The sequence below is a fragment of the Streptomyces sp. NPDC050388 genome, assembly GCF_040655635.1.
In the GTDB taxonomy this organism is placed as follows: domain Bacteria; phylum Actinomycetota; class Actinomycetes; order Streptomycetales; family Streptomycetaceae; genus Streptomyces.
Map to the genome: position 1 here is coordinate 54,648 of NZ_JBFAKH010000010.1, position 16,684 is coordinate 71,331.

The 16,684-nt window shown below is 72.1% G+C and carries 15 protein-coding genes; 7 read left to right on the forward strand and 8 right to left on the reverse strand.

Translation table 11 applies throughout. From position 1 onward, the window contains the following. Window positions 1–2: 2 nt before the first annotated feature. Window positions 3–938, forward strand: coding sequence for a factor-independent urate hydroxylase (gene pucL / locus AB0I73_RS07960; protein ID WP_363034903.1), 936 nt, complete (start codon window positions 3–5; stop codon window positions 936–938). A 26-nt stretch (window positions 939–964) separates the two neighbouring features. Continuing rightward, the gene (locus AB0I73_RS07965) at window positions 965–2,374 is read left to right on the forward strand and encodes an 8-oxoguanine deaminase (protein ID WP_363034905.1); all 1,410 of its coding nucleotides are present in this window, start codon (window positions 965–967) and stop codon (window positions 2,372–2,374) included. Between the two features lie 16 nt (window positions 2,375–2,390). Here AB0I73_RS07965 and AB0I73_RS07970 read toward each other — a convergent pair whose 3' ends face one another. The 4 genes from AB0I73_RS07970 to AB0I73_RS07985 all read right to left on the reverse strand — a co-directional run bounded on the left by AB0I73_RS07970 (window position 2,391) and on the right by AB0I73_RS07985 (window position 5,524). Next, window positions 2,391–3,083, reverse strand: a complete 693-nt coding sequence (locus tag AB0I73_RS07970; protein WP_363034907.1) for a peptidoglycan recognition family protein — start codon at window positions 3,081–3,083, stop codon at window positions 2,391–2,393. Window positions 3,084–3,214: 131 nt separating this feature from the next. Then, complete coding sequence (locus tag AB0I73_RS07975) at window positions 3,215–4,099, reverse strand: lysozyme (RefSeq protein WP_363034909.1); 885 nt, start codon at window positions 4,097–4,099, stop codon at window positions 3,215–3,217. A 311-nt stretch (window positions 4,100–4,410) separates the two neighbouring features. Then, window positions 4,411–4,833, reverse strand: a complete 423-nt coding sequence (locus tag AB0I73_RS07980; RefSeq protein WP_363034911.1) for an acyl-CoA thioesterase — start codon at window positions 4,831–4,833, stop codon at window positions 4,411–4,413. Between the two features lie 58 nt (window positions 4,834–4,891). Next, entirely contained in the window at window positions 4,892–5,524 is a 633-nt protein-coding gene (locus AB0I73_RS07985; protein ID WP_363034913.1) for a hypothetical protein, read from the reverse strand. Between the two features lie 134 nt (window positions 5,525–5,658). On the opposite strand from AB0I73_RS07985, the gene AB0I73_RS07990 reads away from it, so the two are divergent. Together AB0I73_RS07990 and AB0I73_RS07995 are read left to right on the forward strand one after the other, a co-directional pair. Further along, entirely contained in the window at window positions 5,659–6,450 is a 792-nt protein-coding gene (locus AB0I73_RS07990; protein ID WP_363034914.1) for an IclR family transcriptional regulator, read from the forward strand. A 305-nt stretch (window positions 6,451–6,755) separates the two neighbouring features. Next, on the forward strand, window positions 6,756–8,066 hold the full coding sequence (locus AB0I73_RS07995; protein ID WP_363034916.1) for an aromatic acid/H+ symport family MFS transporter: 1,311 nt from the start codon (window positions 6,756–6,758) through the stop codon (window positions 8,064–8,066). A 140-nt stretch (window positions 8,067–8,206) separates the two neighbouring features. On the opposite strand, the gene AB0I73_RS08000 is transcribed toward AB0I73_RS07995, so the two are convergent. Continuing rightward, the gene (locus tag AB0I73_RS08000; RefSeq protein WP_363034918.1) at window positions 8,207–9,415 is read right to left on the reverse strand and encodes a pyridoxal phosphate-dependent aminotransferase; all 1,209 of its coding nucleotides are present in this window, start codon (window positions 9,413–9,415) and stop codon (window positions 8,207–8,209) included. 90 nt (window positions 9,416–9,505) lie between these two features. Here AB0I73_RS08000 and AB0I73_RS08005 point away from each other — a divergent pair, with 90 nt between their 5' ends. After that, window positions 9,506–10,144, forward strand: a complete 639-nt coding sequence (locus AB0I73_RS08005; RefSeq protein ID WP_363034920.1) for a winged helix-turn-helix transcriptional regulator — start codon at window positions 9,506–9,508, stop codon at window positions 10,142–10,144. A gap of 90 nt (window positions 10,145–10,234) precedes the next feature. Here AB0I73_RS08005 and AB0I73_RS08010 read toward each other — a convergent pair whose 3' ends face one another. Genes AB0I73_RS08010 through AB0I73_RS08020 form a run of 3 tightly spaced genes read right to left on the reverse strand, consistent with a single transcriptional unit; the run spans window position 10,235 to window position 13,921 of the window. Then, entirely contained in the window at window positions 10,235–11,056 is an 822-nt protein-coding gene (locus AB0I73_RS08010) for a hypothetical protein (protein ID WP_363034922.1), read from the reverse strand. Next, window positions 11,056–12,330, reverse strand: a complete 1,275-nt coding sequence (locus AB0I73_RS08015; protein WP_363034924.1) for a VWA domain-containing protein — start codon at window positions 12,328–12,330, stop codon at window positions 11,056–11,058. Before AB0I73_RS08015 ends, AB0I73_RS08010 begins: the two co-directional genes overlap by 1 nt. 55 nt (window positions 12,331–12,385) lie before the next feature. Then, window positions 12,386–13,921 (reverse strand): IucA/IucC family protein, encoded by a 1,536-nt coding sequence (locus tag AB0I73_RS08020; RefSeq protein ID WP_363034926.1) that lies wholly within the window; start codon window positions 13,919–13,921, stop codon window positions 12,386–12,388. A gap of 110 nt (window positions 13,922–14,031) precedes the next feature. Here AB0I73_RS08020 and AB0I73_RS08025 point away from each other — a divergent pair, with 110 nt between their 5' ends. Together AB0I73_RS08025 and AB0I73_RS08030 are read left to right on the forward strand one after the other, a co-directional pair. Then, window positions 14,032–15,618 carry an IucA/IucC family protein gene (locus tag AB0I73_RS08025; protein WP_363034928.1) on the forward strand — a complete coding sequence of 529 codons (1,587 nt, stop codon included), beginning with the start codon at window positions 14,032–14,034 and terminating at the stop codon, window positions 15,616–15,618. 282 nt (window positions 15,619–15,900) lie between these two features. Continuing rightward, a complete protein-coding gene (locus tag AB0I73_RS08030; protein ID WP_363034930.1) occupies window positions 15,901–16,683 on the forward strand; it encodes a CoA transferase subunit A in 783 nt (260 codons plus the stop codon). The last annotated feature ends 1 nt before the right edge of the window (window position 16,684 follow it).

The window sequence follows — 16,684 nt, forward strand, 5'->3', positions numbered from 1 at the left end:
AGATGACCGACACCTCCGGCCCTGCCCGCCCCGTGGTCCTGGGCCAGAACCAGTACGGCAAGGCCGAGAACCGGGTCGTCAGGATCACGCGGAACGGCGCCACCCACCACATCAAGGACCTGAACGTCTCCGTCGCCCTGTCCGGCGACATGGAGGAGGTCCACTACTCCGGCTCCAACGCCAACGTCCTGCCGACCGACACCACCAAGAACACCGTGTTCGCGTTCGCCAAGGAGCACGGCATCGAGTCCGCCGAGCAGTTCGGCATCCATCTCGCCCGGCACTTCGTCACCTCTCAGGAGCCCATCCACCGGGCCCGCATCCGCGTCGAGGAGTACGCCTGGGAACGGATCGCCACCTCCGACGCCCACGAGGGCGAGCACTCCTTCGTCCGCAAGGGCCAGGAGACCCGGCTGGCGCAGGTCACCTACGACGGCGAGCGGTGGGAGATCGTCTCGGGCCTGAAGGACCTGACGGTGCTGAACTCCACCGACTCCGAGTTCTGGGGCTACGTCAAGGACAAGTACACGACGCTGAAGGAGACCCACGACCGTATCCTCGCCACCTCGGTCGCCGCCCGCTGGCGGTTCAACTGGACCGGCGACGAGCAGCCGATGCCCGACTGGGAGACGTCCTACGAGCGGACGAAGCAGCACATGCTCCAGGCCTTCGCCGAGACCTACTCCCTGTCCCTGCAGCAGACGATGTACCAGATGGGCGCGCGGATCATCGACCACCGCGACGAGATAGACGAGGTCCGCTTCTCCCTCCCCAACAGCCACCACTTCCAGGTGGACCTGGAACCCTTCGGCCTCGAGAACGACAGCGAGGACGGCGCCGTCTACCTCGCCGCCGACCGCCCCTACGGTCTGATAGAGGCCACGATCCTGCGGAACGGCTGTGAGGCGCTGATACCGGCGGACCTCACCAACCTCTGAGGGCAGAAGGGACGAACGGACGCATCATGACACCGGACCAGCACACCGTCACCGAACGCGTCGTCACCGAACGCGTCGTCATCGAGAACTGCGCGATCGCGACCGTCGACGCGCAGGACACCGAGTACGCCTCCGGGCACCTCGTCCTGGCCGGCCGGCACATCGAGTCCCTCGGCGCGGGCAGGGCGCCCGACGGCCTGGAGAACGTCGTACGCCGTATCGACGCCACCGGACATCTGGCGACCCCCGGCCTGGTCAACACCCACCACCACTTCTACCAGTGGCTCACCCGGGGCCTGGCCACCGACCACAACCTGTTCGACTGGCTCGTCGCGCTCTACCCGACCTGGGCGCGCATCGACGAGCCGATGGTGGACGCGGCGGCCCGGGGGTCCCTCGCGATGATGGTCCGCGGCGGCGTCACCACCGCCATGGACCACCACTACGTCTTCCCGCGGGGCACCGGCGACCTGTCCGGCACCATCATCCGCGCCGCCCGTGACATGGGGGTGCGCTTCACCCTCGCCCGCGGCTCCATGGACCTCGGCGAGAAGGACGGCGGACTGCCCCCGGACTTCGCCGTCGAGACGCTCCAGGACGCCCTCGCCGCGACCGAGGAGACCGTCCGCCGGCACCACGACACCTCCTTCGGCGCCATGACCCAGGTCGCCGTCGCACCCTGCTCACCGTTCTCCGTCTCCACCGAACTGATGCGGCGGTCAGCGGAGTCGGCCCGCGGACTCGGCGTACGCCTGCACACCCACGGCTCGGAGACGGTGGAGGAGGAGAAGTTCTGCCACGAACGGTTCGGCATGAGCCCGACCGACTACTTCGAGTCCACCGGCTGGCTCGGCGAGGACGTGTGGATGGCGCACTGCGTCCACATGAACGACTCCGACATCGCCGCCTTCGCCCGTACGAGCACGGGCGTCGCCCACTGCCCCTCTTCCAACGCCCGCCTCGCCGCGGGCATCGCACGCGTCCCCGACCTGCTGGCGGCCGGCGTCCCGGTCGGTCTCGGCGTGGACGGCACGGCGTCCAACGAGTCCGGCGAACTGCACACCGAACTGCGCAACGCCCTGCTCGTGGGCCGCCTCGGCCCGCACCGCGAAGCGGCCCTGACGGCGCGCCAGGCGCTGCGTCTGGGCACCTACGGAGGCGCCCGGGTGCTGGGCCGTGCCGCCGAGATCGGCTCGCTGGAGCCGGGCAAGCTCGCCGACCTGGTGCTGTGGCGGATGGACACCCTCGCCCACTCCTCCATCGCCGACCCGGTGGCCGCGCTGGTCCTCGGCGCGGCGGCCCCGGTCACCGCGTCGTTCGTCAACGGCCGTCAGATCGTGGAGGACAACCGGCTCCGCACGGCCGACGAGGACGAGATCGCCCGCTCCACCCGAGCACAGGCCCGGCGACTGGCCCGGATCGCCGCTCAAGCCTGAGCACGGGTCGGGGCGGCTACACCAGAGCCGCCCCGACCTCGTCGCGCAGCCGGGGCAGCATGTCGTGGAACACCCCGGGGCAGAGGGTGTCGCCGTAGTCCTTGTGACCGTGGAGCCGCGTGGCGGGGATGCCGTAGCGCGCGCAGGTGTACGCGCACAGGGCGACCAGGACCTCCCACTGCGCCTGCGGAGGTGTGGCGCCCGCGTGGTAGGCGCCCTCGTTGGCGATCCCGACGGCCTGGTCGTTCTGCCCGGAGGTGTGGGCGCCGAGGACGAAACCGCTCCCGCCGGTGAGGGCCTGGAGGCTGCCGTGCCGTCCCTCGGTGATCCAGCCGCCCCGGCTGACCAGGAAGTGGTAGCCGGTGTCGACCCATCCGTTCTTGTCCATGTGCAGGTCCTGGACCCAGTGGGCGTGGGAGTGGGCCTGGGCGCGGGAGAAGTCGGAGGTGTTGGCGCTCACCGTGTGGTGGACGATGATCCGGCTCGGCCGGTACGACAGCCGGCTGATGCTTCCGCGCGGTGAACGGGCGCCCCAGGCACGGGTGCTGTCGATGTCCGGCTCGACGGCGTCGGCGGCCTTCGCGCCACCGGCGCTCCGCCCCCGGGCGGTGCTCTGTGCGTGGGTGGTGCCCGGCAGGGCGGTGGCGGCGGCCAGGCCGGCCGCACCGGCGAGCAGGAGACGGCGCCGGAGCGCGTTCTCGGCGTTCACGATCGCTCCTCGGGGGAGACGGTGGGGGGAAACGGTGGAGCCGACGGGGTCGGCCGTCGGCTCCACCGCGTGATCGCGTGCTGGGGGAGCGGCGAGGAGGGGTCCCCCGCCGGTGCCGAACCGGGTGCCGGTTACGTGTTGTTGGCGAGGGCCAGGAGCCGGTCGCGTGAACCGTTGAACTGGTTGCGGTCCACGTTTCCGGAGACGCCGCCGACCGAGCCGGTGCTGGTGTACTGCCACACCGTCCAGGTCGGGAAACCGCTCGGGATGGTCGGGGACGACGCCGAGGTCCAGTGCGCCACCCACAGCGGGCTCTTGGTGGACATGCCGGTCCAGTTGCCGGTGCAGGTGTTCCACCAGCCGGACGTCGTGTAGATCACCGCGTCCCGGCCGGTGCGGGACTTGTAGGTGGTGTAGAAGTCGTTGACCCAGGTGCGCATCTGTGTGGTGGACAGGCCGTAGCACATGGCCCCGTAGGGGTTGTGCTCGATGTCCAGGACGCCCGGCAGGGTCAGGTTGTCCCGTGACCAGCCGCCGCCGTTGGAGGCGAAGTAGTTCGCCTGGATCGCGCCGCTGGAGATGTCGGGGCGCGCGAAGTGGTACGCGCCGCGGATCACGCCGGCACCGTGTGCGGCCGGGTAGTTGGTGTTGAACCGCGCGTCCTTGTAGCTGGTGCCCTCGGTCGCCTTGATCCAGGCGAACTGGATGCCGGAACTGCGCACCGAGGTCCAGTTGATGGCGCCCTGCCAGTGCGAGACGTCGATGCCCTGGACGCCGTCGGTCGGGGCCATGGTGCCCATCGACGGCGGTTCCGCGGGGACGTCGTCGTGGACCCGGGCGCCCACGCCCATGTACGCCTGGCCCGGCTTGACCTTGACGCGGTCCTTGTCGGGCTGGGGCGCGGCGGCGGTGTGGGACGCAGTGGTCGCCGTCAGTGCGAGAGCCGCGACGAGGACGCCGAGCGCCGTGGTCGTCCGTCTGCGGGGGCCGGTCGGGCGGTTGGGGAACGAGAACATGACTGCCTCCGGTACGCATGTGGGGATGAGAGCAGGAGGTGACGTCGGCCGGTGCCACCTGGGCAGAGCCGTGCTGTTCCGTACTTTGACGTGCGCGCGTCATTAGTTAGGCATGTGGGGTCTACGCGTGTAAAGCCCTCACGGCCGCCTCTGGAGGTCTGGTCCACTGGAGGTCCGGACGGCCTGGGGAATCGCCGTTTGACGGCGGAAACTTTCACGCCGTGAAAACGCCGTGACAGGGGAAGCGGCCGGAGCGTGGCGGCCGGATGCACGGGGCGAGCGGGACACCGCCCCGTGCATCCGGCACCCTCCTACAGCCCGAACATGCCCGGGTCCTCGGCCAGTTGCCGGAAGATGTCCTGCGGGCTCGGCACCAGCTTGCGTTCCTTGAGGTCCAGGATGCCGCCGACCGCCGTGATCTCGGCGGCGACCGTGCCGTCCGCCTTGGTGATGGTCTGCTCGATGCGGAACGTCTTGCCGGTGCCCCAGGCGAAGGCGCAGCTCACGTCGGCCTCGTCACCGGCGAGCAGCTCCCGCTTGTAGCGGATGGTGGTCTCCAGGGCGACCGGTCCCACACCCTGCCCGATGAGGCCGGACTGCGTGATCCCGGCCTCCTGGAGCAGCGACCAGCGCGCGTGCTCCGCGTAGTTGAGGTACACGGCCTGGTTGAGGTGGCCCTGCACATCGGTCTCGTATCCGCGCACGGTCACCCGGACGGAAAACGGCTCGCTCACTGCGTCCCCTTCATGCCTGCTCGATTCGTTGCCCTGGCCACCGATCCTGGCACGCCCCTCACACCCGGCGCGGAGAGGCCAGCAGATACCGTGCCCGCGTCCTCGGCTCCGTGTACTCCCCGACCTGCCATCCGGCCCGCTCGAGCGTTCCGGCGCAGGCCCGCAGCGCCGTGCCGTCCGGCTCGTACACGGCGACCGCCTCCGGCTGCGGGGTCCCCCGCACCCGGTAGCCGCCCCCGGCGCCCCCGACGGCCGGATCGTGTCCGGCGGCCTCCAGGGCGAGCGCGGCGGCCTGCACCAGGTGCGAGCGTTCCCAGGCGCAGGGCCGGTCCGTCGCACCGTCGGGGTTGGTCATCCTGCGCAGCTCCAGCATGCCCTGCCAGGCACCGCGCACCTCCCGGAGCCGAGCCGGCCCGGTCCCGGGAGCCGTGTCCTCGCCACCGACCCGTGCCGCGAACACCCCGGTGGTGGCGGGCTCGGGCGTGGGCTCGGTCTCCGCTTCCGCCTCCGCGTCCCGTGCCCTGTGCCCCGCGGGCGTCAGGAAGTGATGGTGCGGCGCCCGCGGATGCCGGAAGGCGAGCCCGCGCCTCACCAGCGCGGCAAGCTGCGCCTCCGTCCCCTTCAGGCGCCCGGTCACGGGATCGGCGCCCTCGACGACCCGCCGCAGCCCCGCACTCAACGCTCTCGTCACCACAGCCCCCGAACCCCGACCGGCCGATCGTCCCTTTCAATCTTTCGAAGACTACGACCGGGCGCTGACACTCCCGGCGTCCGGAGCCCCGGCGCGATGCGTGCCGCTCCATGAGCCGGTCGTAGAATTCTGCTGTGAAGAACTCAGATCGTACGTCGCAGCCCGGAGCGGAACCGCGGAACGCGGGCGGTAAACCCGCGCAGGGCCTGGAATCCGTGGAGAACGCCCTCTCCCTGCTGCTCCTGCTCCGCAAGCAGGGGCGCGTGCGGCTGAGCGAGGCCGCCGACGAGTTGGGTGTGGCCCGGTCCACGGCCCATCGTCTGCTCTCCACCCTGCGCGGGCGCGGCTTCGCGGTGCAGGGCGCCGACAAGGTGTACCGGCCCGGCCCCACGCTCTACCGCCTGGGGGTGTCCCAGCGCTCCGAGTACGACCTCGTGGAAACCGCCCGGCCGCACATGCTGTGGCTCAACGGACAGCTCGGCGAGACGGTGCACCTGGCGGTCCGGGCCGGGGCCGAGGCGCGCGTCCTGCACAGCATCGAGGGGACGCACGCACTGCGCGTCGGCAGCCGCGTGGGCGTGAATCTGCCCGCGCACCTCTCCGCCGGCGGCAAGGCGCTCCTCGCCGACCTGGGCGTCTCCGAACTCGCCGACATCTACGGCACCCGGCACGCGGCACAGGCGGACACCGACCCCGAGACGCTGCACCGCATGCTCGCGACCGTCCGCAGGCGGGGCTACGCCGTCAATATCGGGGGCACCGAGCGCGGCATCTCCGCGGTGGGCGCCGCCGTGCGGGAGCCGGGCGGCCGCGCCGTGGCGGCGATGATCGTCTCGGCCCCTTCGCTGCGCTTCACCCGCGCCCGCCTCGGTGACGCGGCCGCTGTGCTCGGGGAGGCGGTGCGCCGCATGGAGGCGGCACTCTGAGCCGGCGGCCGGCGCCCTTTCATGTCCCTGCATGTCCCCATATGTGCGCGGTCGAAGCGGGGCGCATGGTACGGCGGCAGGCCCGTGGTGCAAAGAAATGCTCCCCCCTGTACCGCAGAGCGGAACTGCTGGACATTTTTGTTGCTCTCTGCGCAACAGGGCTGCTTCCATTCTGGTCACCGATGGGTCATTCGCTTGTCGCCGGAAGGACACCGGGGTCTGCGGAGCCGCCCACCGTGTCGGTGCTCCGCATCGCGGCCCGCCCGGCTCCCTTCCCCCACCTCTCCGCGACAGGACGTGGCCGCATGACCACCGATGTTCAAGCCCCCGCCTCCGCCCGGCCCCCGGCTCCGGCCCCGACGGACCGGCGCACCCGAGCCCTGACGCTCGCGGTCGTCGCCCTGTGCACGGCGGCGATCACGGTCGAGGGGTTCGACCTCATCGTCTACGGCGTGGCGATGCCGTCGATGCTCGCCGACTCGCATCTGGGCCTCGACAGGTCCCTCGCCGGAACTCTCGGCAGCCTCGTCTATCTGGGCATGCTCATCGGCGCCATCGTCTGCGGGCCGCTCGCCGACCGTTTCGGCAGGCGTCGGCTCGTGCTGGCGTCAGGAGTGGTCTTCACCCTGTTCACCGTCGGCTGTGCCGTCGCCGCCGAGCCCTGGCAGTTCGGCCTCTTCCGGTTGCTGGCAGGCATCGGCATGGGCGGTGTGATGCCGTCCTGTGTGGCCCTGGCGAAGGAGTACGCGCCGCGCGGCCGCTCCGCGCTGGTGGCGACCATCGTCCTCGCGGGCGTTCCGGTCGGCGGCGTGCTCGCCGCGCTCACCGCCGCGGCCTGGGGCGAGACCCTCGGTTGGCGCGGCCTGTTCGGTGTCGGCGCGGCGCTGTCGACGTTGGTGTTCGCCGGCGTGTACGCCCTGCTGCCGGACTCGCGGCCCGGAGCGGCCGACGCCCCCGGCCCCGAAGTCACTCCCTCGACGGCGGCTGTCGGCATCCCCGGGTCCAGCGGCCTGACGGCCGGGGCGAAGGCCCCCTCGCCGGCCCGCTCCGTGCTCTCGGGCGGCCGCGCACGCACCACCGTGCTGTTCGTCGTCGCCAACTTCGCGGTGCTCCTGTCCTGGTACGGCCTGAACACCTGGCTGACCCAGCTGATGCGCGAGATGGACTACCCGCTCGGCTCGGCGCTGCAGTTCACGCTCGTGCTCAATCTGGGTGCCGTGATCGGTTCGTTCGGCATCGCCGCCGTCGCCGACCGGGTCGGCCCGCGCTTCGTCACCATCGGCAGTGCGGCGCTCTCCGCGGTCGCCGTCGTCGGCCTGACGTGGGGCGGCAACACCGTCGTCGTCCTCTGTCTGACCGCGCTCGCCGGTGTCGGTGCCCATTCGGCCCTGACCGTGCTCAACGACTGGGTGGCGTCCAGCTACCCGGCCTCGATCCGGGCCACGGCGCTCGGCTACGTCTCGGGCTTCGGACGCGGCGGCGCGATCGTGGCGCCGCTGCTCGGCGGCTGGATCCTGACGGCCTCTCTCGGCCCGACCACGGTCTTCTACGTCTTCGCCGCAGCCGCCGCCCTGAGCGCCGCGGCCCTCCTCGCCGTCCCGGGCCGCCGGTCCTGACGCCCCCGCCGCGAAGCGCGACGCCCCGTCTCCAGCAGGAGGCGGGGCGTCCTCGTCAGGTGGGAGGAGTCCCACCGACGGCGATCCGGCCGGACCGTACGGGAAGCCGTGCGCGGCCTGAGCACGGCCGATCGGCCGCACTACTGACGGTAGCTGCTCAGGAAGCGGCCGATGCGGCCGATCGCCGTCTCCAGGACGTCCGCGTGAGGGAGGGTGAGGATGCGGAAGTGGTCGGGGGAGGGCCAGCTGAAGCCCGTGCCCTGGACGACCTGGATCTTCTCCCGGAGCAGCAGGTCGAGGACGAACTTCTCGTCGTCGTGGATCCTGTGCACCTTGGGGTCCAGGCGGGGGAACGCGTACAGGGCGCCCTTCGGCTTCACGCAGCTCACGCCGGGGATCTCGTTCAGCTTCTCCCAGGCCACGTCCCGCTGCTCGTGCAGCCGCCCGCCGGGCGCGGTGAGCTCACGGATGGACTGGCGGCCGCCGAGCGCGGCCTGGATGGCGTACTGGGCGGGCGCGTTGGCGCACAGGCGCATGGAGGCCAGCATGGTCAGGCCCTCCAGGTAGTCCTTCGCGTGCTGCTTGGGACCGGTGACCACCAGCCAGCCGGAGCGGAAGCCCGCCACGCGGTAGGTCTTCGACAGCCCGCAGAAGGTGAGGACCACCAGGTCGGGGGCGAGCGCGGCGGCCGAGTGGTGCACGGCGTCGTCGTAGAGGATCTGGTCGTAGATCTCGTCGGCGAGGACCATCAGACCGTGCCGACGGGCCAGGTCGAGGATGCCCTCGACGACCTCCTTCGGATAGACCGCGCCGGTGGGGTTGTTGGGGTTGATGATGACCACGGCCTTCGTACGGTCCGTGATCTTCGACGCCATGTCGTCCAGGTCGGGGTACCAGTCGGCCTGTTCGTCGCACAGGTAGTGCACCGCCTTGCCGCCCGCGAGGGTGGTCACCGCCGTCCAGAGGGGGAAGTCCGGGGCGGGCACGAGGACTTCGTCGCCGTCCTCCAGGAGCGCCTGGACGGCCATCGAGATCAGCTCGGAGACGCCGTTGCCGAGGAAGACGTCGTCGACGTCGACCTCCAGGCCCAGGGTCTGGTAGCGCTGGGCCACCGCGCGGCGGGCGGAGAGGATGCCGCGCGAGTCGGTGTAGCCGTGCGCCTGCGGCAGCATCCTGATCATGTCCTGGACGATCTCCTCCGGCGCCTCGAAGCCGAACAGGGCCGGGTTGCCGGTGTTCAGCCGCAGCACACTGTGCCCCGCCTCCTCCAGCGCGTTCGCGTGCTCGATGACCGGGCCGCGGATCTCGTAACAGACCTCGCTGAGCTTGCTCGACTGCCGGAACTCCATGCGCCGCTTCCCCTCGGTATCCGGTGTTGCTTGCTTGGTTTTACCAAGTGACTGCTTGGAAAGTCCAACAACTTGTCTACACTGCGTCGCATGTCACCTCGCCGAAGCTACGACCAGTACTGTTCCGCCGCCCGTGCGCTCGACGCCGTCGGTGACCGCTGGACCCTGCTGATCGTCCGGGAGTTGCTCGCCGGTCCGAGGCGCTACACCGACCTGCACGCGGACCTCCCCGGCGTCAGTACGGACGTCCTGGCCTCGCGACTGAAGGGCATGGAGCGCGACGGGCTGACCAGCCGTCGGCGGCTGCCCCCGCCCGGCGCGGCCTTCGTGTACGAACTCACCGCCCGGGGGCGCGAGCTGCTTCCGGTGCTCCAGGCTCTCGGCGCGTGGGGGCAGGGCGCGCTGGGGGAGCGGCGGCCCACCGACGCGGTGCGGGCGCACTGGTTCGCGCTGCCGCTGCTGCGCGTCCTGGAGGGCGAGGGGCTGGGTGGGGGACTGGTCGAAGTCCGGCTGGACGAGGGGCGGTTCCACCTGCGCGTCGGGGCTGAGAACGGGGCCGTCTACGGCGACGGGCCCGCCCCCGGTGAGCCCGACGCCACACTGGCCCTCGACGCCGACACCTGTACGGCGATCAGCCGCGGCGAGTCGGCCGTGGCCGACGCGGTGCGGGACGGGCGGATCGAGGTGGGCGGCGACGGACCGCTCGCCAAGGCGCTCCGGGAGGCATGACGGGGAGGGGCGGCGGCAACGGAAGGAGGCCCGCACAGGGCGGGCCTCCTGGGCAGACGTCACGTGCTGCCGATGGTCAGCTGTCGACCGTCACACACCCGGCGGTACCCGGGACGGCCGTCCCGACCCCCGGGTCAACCGATAGCCGGCGACACCAGCCAGCGCGGCCAGCGCACCGCCCACCGCGGTCCACACCCAGCGGTCGGACCACCAGCCGGAGGTCCAGCCGTCCTCGGGCTCGAGAGCGGCGAGTACGGCCGAGGACGACTTCTCCTCGTCGCCTTCGCCGTCCGCTTCCGTCCGCAGCGCGATGCCCGGCACCAGCGGCTCGGCGAGTGAGCCGTCCACCGCCGCGGCGCCGCCCATGTCCTTGGAGTCGGCCCGGACTTCGACGTCCACCGACTGGCCCAGGTCGGACGCCGAGAGGTTCACCGCGGTGAGCCGGATGTAGTACGTGCCCGGCAGCGGGTCGTTGGCCCACGGCTCCGACCAGGCACGGACCGTGCGCAGCACGCAGGCGAGCTCCACGGAGGCCGCGTCCGCCGGCGCCGTGCGGGTCTGGGCGCCGTACTGGCAGGCCTGGCGGCGGCGCAGACCGTCGTACACGTCGACCCGCCAGGTCTCGGCGGCGTGCGTCTCGGGCAGCTTCACCGTCGCCCGCACGGTGGGGCGTTGCCCCGCGTCCGCCGGGAACGACCAGTACAGGTAGTCGCCGACGGAGGCACGCGCCGTGGCGGTCTGCCCCTGCTCGAACTCCGTCGCGGTACGGAACGAGGTGCCCGCACGGGTCGGCCCGGCGGCGTCCTCGGACGCGCCGGGGGAGGGACTGGAGTCGGCCGCCGCGGGGGCCACGGCGGCCGCTGCCAGCCCGAGCGTGAGCAGGGCGGCGGCCGGCAAGCGGGTGATACGCATCAGTGGGTCCTCCAGACCGCGAGCCGCCAGCGGGACAGCCAGCCCCAGACGAGACCGGCGAGGAAACCGGTGAGGACCAGCGCGCCGAGCAGCCACCAGCCCCGGCCCAGGCCGAAGGAGGCCACGTCGCTCGACTCGCCCGGCCCCTCGACGACGTCGATGGTCAGTTCCAGCGGCAGACCGGGCGTGGTCTTCACACCGGAGCCCGGCGAGAACGAGTTGGTCACCGCCAGGCACACCGTTTCGGCGGCCGGCTTGTCGCTGTCGTCGTCGTCCCGTTCGGGCGCGGGGTAGCGCAGGCCGGTGGACAGGACGTCCGTACGGCCGTTGCCCGTGGCCTCACCGCGGACGATCTCCCGGTCGTGCACCGTCACGGCCCGCAGCAGCACGCCGTGGTCCGGGTTCACCGCCCGGTCGGCCGCCACGCTCACCGACGCGCGCAGTTCCTGACCGGCCAGTACGTCCACGCGGTACCAGCGCTGCTGCCCGAACTCCTCGCGGTCCGTGTAGAGACCGGACTTCAGTGTCGGCGCCTTGGCGCAGGACGCGGCACCCTCGGTCGCGACCGGCGTCACCACCGGTTCGGCCGCGCGGTCCACCAACTCATTGACCCGGTCAGTGAGTTCGTCCTGGTGCTCGACCGAGGTGTAGGTGCCGCCGGTCGCCTCGGCGATGCAGCTGAGCTGCCGGCTCAGCTTGGCGTTCGGCACCAGGCCCAGGGTGTCGATGGTCAGGCCGATGCCCCTGGCCGCGATCTCCCGGGCCACCTCGCACGGGTCGAGCGGGGCACAGGTGTCCTCACCGTCGCTGATCAGCACGATGCGCTTGGAGCCGTTGCCGTCCTTGAAGTCGTCGGCCGCCTGCAACAGGGCGGGGCCGATGGGGGTCCAGCCGGTCGGGGTGAGCGTGGCCACCGCCGTCTTGGCCTCCGTACGGTCCAGCGGGCCGACCGGGTAGAGCTGTGCGGTGTCCTTGCAGCCCTCCTTGCGGTCGTCGCCGGGGTAGTCGGCGCCGAGGGTCCGGATCCCCAGCTCGACCCCCTCCGGCGTCGCGTCCAGCACCTCGTTGAACGCCTGTTTCGCCGCCGCCATCCGGGACTGGCCGTCGATGTCCTTGGTCCGCATCGAACCGCTCACATCGAGGACGAGATCGACCTGGGGCGCGTCCTGGCCCGTGGGTTCGCCGGCGGCCGCCGCGGTCGGGAAGGTGAGCCCGGCCGTCAGGGCGGCGAGCAGGACCCCGACGCCCGCTGCCGGCCATTTTCTTCTGATCATCGAGGGATCCTATTGATCGGGGACGGCCCGCTCCGAAGCGGGGCCCGCAAGACCCCTAGACCCGCAGGGGATTGGGAAGTTCCGCCCATTCGTCCCCGGTCGCGCGGAGAGACAGCCGCATCAGCGTCAGGGCCTTCGCGGGCAGTGGTCCGCCGAGCAGGGCGGCAAGATCCGGCGTGCGCGGCAGATCCCGTACGGCCGTCTCCAACGCGGTCCGAAGCGTCGGGCCCGAACCCGTCGTACCGGCCAGCGCGCCCGCGACCAGCGACCCGAACAGCTTGCGCCGCAGGGCGCGTTCGTCGTCCGTGACCATACGGGCGGGCAGCTCGGGCGCCGGGACGCCGTGCCGCGCCAGCCGCTCGGGGCTGACCCGCAGATCGGCCAGATCGCGGTAGACCAGCCGCACCGGCTCCCCGTCCGGCGACAGCACCACCAGGAGGTTCTGACCGTGCGCCTCCAGAGCCACGCCCAGATCGAGCAGTCGCAGCCCGACCGTGAGGGCGAGCCGCGCGAACCGGGCCACCCGGGCGGGGGAGCGGGACACCTCGGTGCTCGCCAGCGCCGCCACCGGGACCACCCGCTCCCCGGCCGACACGTACTCCTGCGGCGACTCGCGCACCACGGCCGCCAGATCGGGGGAGCCGGCCGCCGCGGCGCCCAGGGTGCGGGTGATGTGCAGCAGCCCGCCGGTCCGCGCGGCCACCGACTCCCCGAAGTCGGACAGCACCGCGGACGCGGCGACCGAACCGAGCGAGATGTCCCGCACCGAGGACGTCAGCCGCGCACTCAACGCCGTTTTGACGTGCGGGCCTCCGGGCAGGGCGAGGGTGCGCAGCGCCATCAGCGGATGCGCGGCGATCCGCCGGGCGGGGTCTGCCCACTCCTCTTTCTCGGGTTCTCCGGGCTCTCCCCGCTCGAGCACATGCGCCGCCTGCCAGGGATGCACGGGGATCACCACCCGCCCCCCGTCCCGCAGCCACTCCGGCCAGGCCCCCGTCACCAGACAGTCGTCGGCCGGCACCGGCACCGGCACCAACTCCACGACCGGCCGGTGCTCGGGCCCGTACGCCAACTGCTCGGCGACCGAGAAACCGGGCCGGGAACGGCAGTTGGGATGGAACGGATGCCCGTCGACCACCCGCTGTTCCCACTCCCAGTCCCACCGGGGCCACTCGTCCGGGCCGTCCTTCGGCCGGTTTGCCCGGGACAGCGCCAACGAGGCGGCACTGTGCGCGAGTTCGACGGCGAAGGCCGCCGAGCGCGGCACGGCGAGCCGCGTCATCAACCGTGCCGGATCGTCGTACGCCACCTCGTCCAGGTGGACGACGGTGACGTACGCGGCGGTCGCATACGGATCCGGTCGCGGACCGTGCAGCCGCCGCCCGTCCGCCAGTCGCAGGGTGAGCCCGTCCCGGTCCGGCTCCCGGCCGGTGATCCACGGCAGCGGATCGTGCGCGAGGCCGCGCCACAGCCGGGTCAGCACGGCCGCGCGGGCCCCTGGCAGCGCTGCGGCGTACCGGGGCGTCAGAGCCGGCCGGACGGCGGCCAGCTCGTCGGCGATCTCGGCCTCGGCGGTGGGGGGACGGTGCACGGGCGGGCTCCTCGGGTACGAACAGTGTTGCGGGACGACCAGGCGGTCCGCGACGGACATACTGATCGTCCCCGTCCGGACAGACCGTCCGGACAGACCGTTGGGAAACAGTGGAACGCGTGGACCTCATGCCCCAGCCCGCAGACGACGACGCGGCGACCGGCGCCCACCACTCCGCCGGGCTCGCCGCCCGCGCCGACGCGTACGCGGCCGTACCGCTGCTGAACTGCCTGCTGCGCGAGGTGGCACGACCCGTGCCGGCCACGGACGTGAACGTCGACGGGGAGGAGGACGTCCGGACCTACCGCCTGCCCGGCGTCGACCGCCTGCTGCGGGTCCGCGGCACCCGGCGCCCCGCCGCACCCGAGGTGTGCGTGGACGGCGCCTGGCACCGCGTGGGCCACACAGAACTGGTGAAACTCGTCGCGGAGGAGCTGCGCCGGCACACCGGCCTGCCGAACCACGAGCTGCCCGCCGAGATGATCGACAGCAGGGACGCGGTGGCCGCGCTGCTCGCGGCGCGGGCCCGGACGGCCCCGCCCGCCGACCCCTACCTCCGCTCCGAACAGTCCCTGCTCACCGGCCACACCCACCACCCCGCCCCCAAGGCGCGCGGCGGCGGCCCCGCGGCGAACTGGCTGCCGTACGCGCCGGAGGCGTACGCCCGCTTCCCGCTGACGCTGCTCGGACTGCGCGAGGACACGGTCGCCGAGGAGGGCGACACCTCGGCCCTCGACCGGCTCGGCACCGCCCCGCCCGGATACCGCCTGCTGCCCGCCCACCCCTGGCAGTTGGAGCTGACGGCTCACGACCTCGCCCCCGCGTTCGCCGACGGCCGCCTGATCAGGCTGGGCGCGACCCCGTTCCCGGCCTGGCCCACGGCCGCGATCCGTACCGTGTACGCACCCGCACGCGACCTGTTCCTGAAGTTCAGCCTCGACGTCCGCATCACCAACGACATCCGCCGCCTGTGGCGCCACGACCTGCTGAAGCTCCGCAGGACCGACACGGCGGCCCGCGAGGCGTTCGCCGCCTTCGACGGCCCGGCGGCCTGGCTCGGCGACCGCGGCCACCGCACCGCGGACTTCGCCTTCGAGGAACTGGCCGTCGTCGTCCGTGACGGCCTGCGCGACCACCTGCTCCCCGGCGCGGTCCCCCACCTGGCCGCCGCCCTGGTCGAGGAGTGCGACGGCAACCCGCTCGCCGCCACCACGACCCCCGTCGCCTGGTGGGAGGCCTACCTGGCCCAGGTCGTCCCCCCGGCCCTGACCGCCTTCGCCCGGCACGGAGTCGTCGTGGAGGCGCACCTGCAGAACATCCTGGTCGCGGTCGGCCCCGACGGCATCCCCGTGCAGGCGCTGTTCCGGGACGCCGAGGGTGTGAAACTCCTACCGGAAGTGTCCAGGGAGGCAGGCTGGGAACGCCTGGTGTACTGCCTGGTCGTCAACCACCTGACCGAGATCGCCGCCGCCCTCGCCGAACACCACCCCGGCCTCGACCCCTGGCCCGCCGTACGCCGAGAACTGGCCCGCCACGACTTCCCCGAGATGCACGCCCTCCTCACCGGCCCCACCCTCCCCGCCAAAACCAACCTCCTCCTCCGCTGGACCAACGCCGACGGCGCCGCCACTCGGTACCGTCCGCTGCCCAACCCGCTGGTCGGCGGTAGGCACGGGAGCGCGGGCGCGCACAGGTGAAGGCCGTGGGCGGCCGGAACGCACGGCTGAAAGTTGCAGGTGTGGTTGCCGGCGCCATATCGGCTGGGCGTGCGGCTGGGGTGCTCGTGCGCATGTCGGGCTTCCGTACCTGGGTGCGAGCCACACACCGACCGTGCGGTAGGTGTCGGAGGCAGCCATACCGGTCGGCTCCTGTGCGTCCTTAGGGTCGTCACGTCGATGGACGCCGGGGCGCGAAGGCCACATCCTATGCGCGCCTCGGCTGCTCGGGGCGGTACGCGCCCCTTGATGGAGAGGGGCCGTATGGGGCTGGACAAAACGGTCGACAGCGTGGGCGAGGCAGTGGCGGACATCCCCGAGGGGGCGTCGCTGGCCGTCGGCGGGTTCGGCCTGTGTGGCATACCGAGCGCCCTGATCGCCGCACTGCTGCAGCGGGAGGCGGGCGGGTTCAAGGTCGTCTCCAACAACTGCGGGGTGGACGACTGGGGGCTGGGGCTCCTGCTGCGGGCCGGCCGGATCGCGCGCATGACCAGTTCGTACGTGGGCGAGAACAAGGAGTTCGCCCGCCAGTACCTCAGCGGGGAACTGGAAGTGGAGCTGGTGCCGCAGGGCACGCTGGCCGAACGCCTGCGGGCCGGCGGGGCGGGCATCCCGGCGTTCTACACACCGGCCGGGGCCGGGACGCAGATCGGGCAGGGCGGGCTGCCCTGGCGGTACGGCGCGGACGGGCAGGTCGCGGTGGCGTCGCCGCCGAAGGAGACGCGGGTCTTCGACGGGCGCGAGTACCTGCTGGAGGAGGGCATCAGGACCGATTACGCCCTGGTGCGGGCGGCCGTCGGGGACCGTCACGGCAACCTGGTGTTCCGCTCCTCGGCCCGCAACTTCAACCCGCTGGCCGCGATGGCCGGGCGCGTCACCGTCGCCGAGGTCGAGCACCTGGTGGAGCCGGGTGAACTGAACCCGGACGAGGTGCACCTGCCGGGGGTGTTCGTGCAGCGGGTGGTCCGGGTCTTCCCCGACGACCCGACCGCCACCCGGCGGATCGAACGACGGTGCGTGCGGACCGAACAGGAAGGCGGTGCCTGAC

What these genes read in the sequence shown, in the direction of transcription:
- pucL (WP_363034903.1), top strand. Translation starts at nt 3, where the DNA reads ATGACCGACACCTCCGGCCCTGCCCGCCCCGTGGTCCTGGGCCAGAAC.
- AB0I73_RS07965 (WP_363034905.1), top strand. Translation starts at nt 965, where the DNA reads ATGACACCGGACCAGCACACCGTCACCGAACGCGTCGTCACCGAACGC.
- AB0I73_RS07975 (WP_363034909.1), bottom strand. Translation starts at nt 4,099, where the DNA reads ATGTTCTCGTTCCCCAACCGCCCGACCGGCCCCCGCAGACGGACGACC.
- AB0I73_RS07995 (WP_363034916.1), top strand. Translation starts at nt 6,756, where the DNA reads ATGACCACCGATGTTCAAGCCCCCGCCTCCGCCCGGCCCCCGGCTCCG.
- AB0I73_RS08000 (WP_363034918.1), bottom strand. Translation starts at nt 9,415, where the DNA reads ATGGAGTTCCGGCAGTCGAGCAAGCTCAGCGAGGTCTGTTACGAGATC.
- AB0I73_RS08005 (WP_363034920.1), top strand. Translation starts at nt 9,506, where the DNA reads ATGTCACCTCGCCGAAGCTACGACCAGTACTGTTCCGCCGCCCGTGCG.
- AB0I73_RS08010 (WP_363034922.1), bottom strand. Translation starts at nt 11,056, where the DNA reads ATGCGTATCACCCGCTTGCCGGCCGCCGCCCTGCTCACGCTCGGGCTG.
- AB0I73_RS08015 (WP_363034924.1), bottom strand. Translation starts at nt 12,330, where the DNA reads ATGATCAGAAGAAAATGGCCGGCAGCGGGCGTCGGGGTCCTGCTCGCC.
- AB0I73_RS08030 (WP_363034930.1), top strand. Translation starts at nt 15,901, where the DNA reads ATGGGGCTGGACAAAACGGTCGACAGCGTGGGCGAGGCAGTGGCGGAC.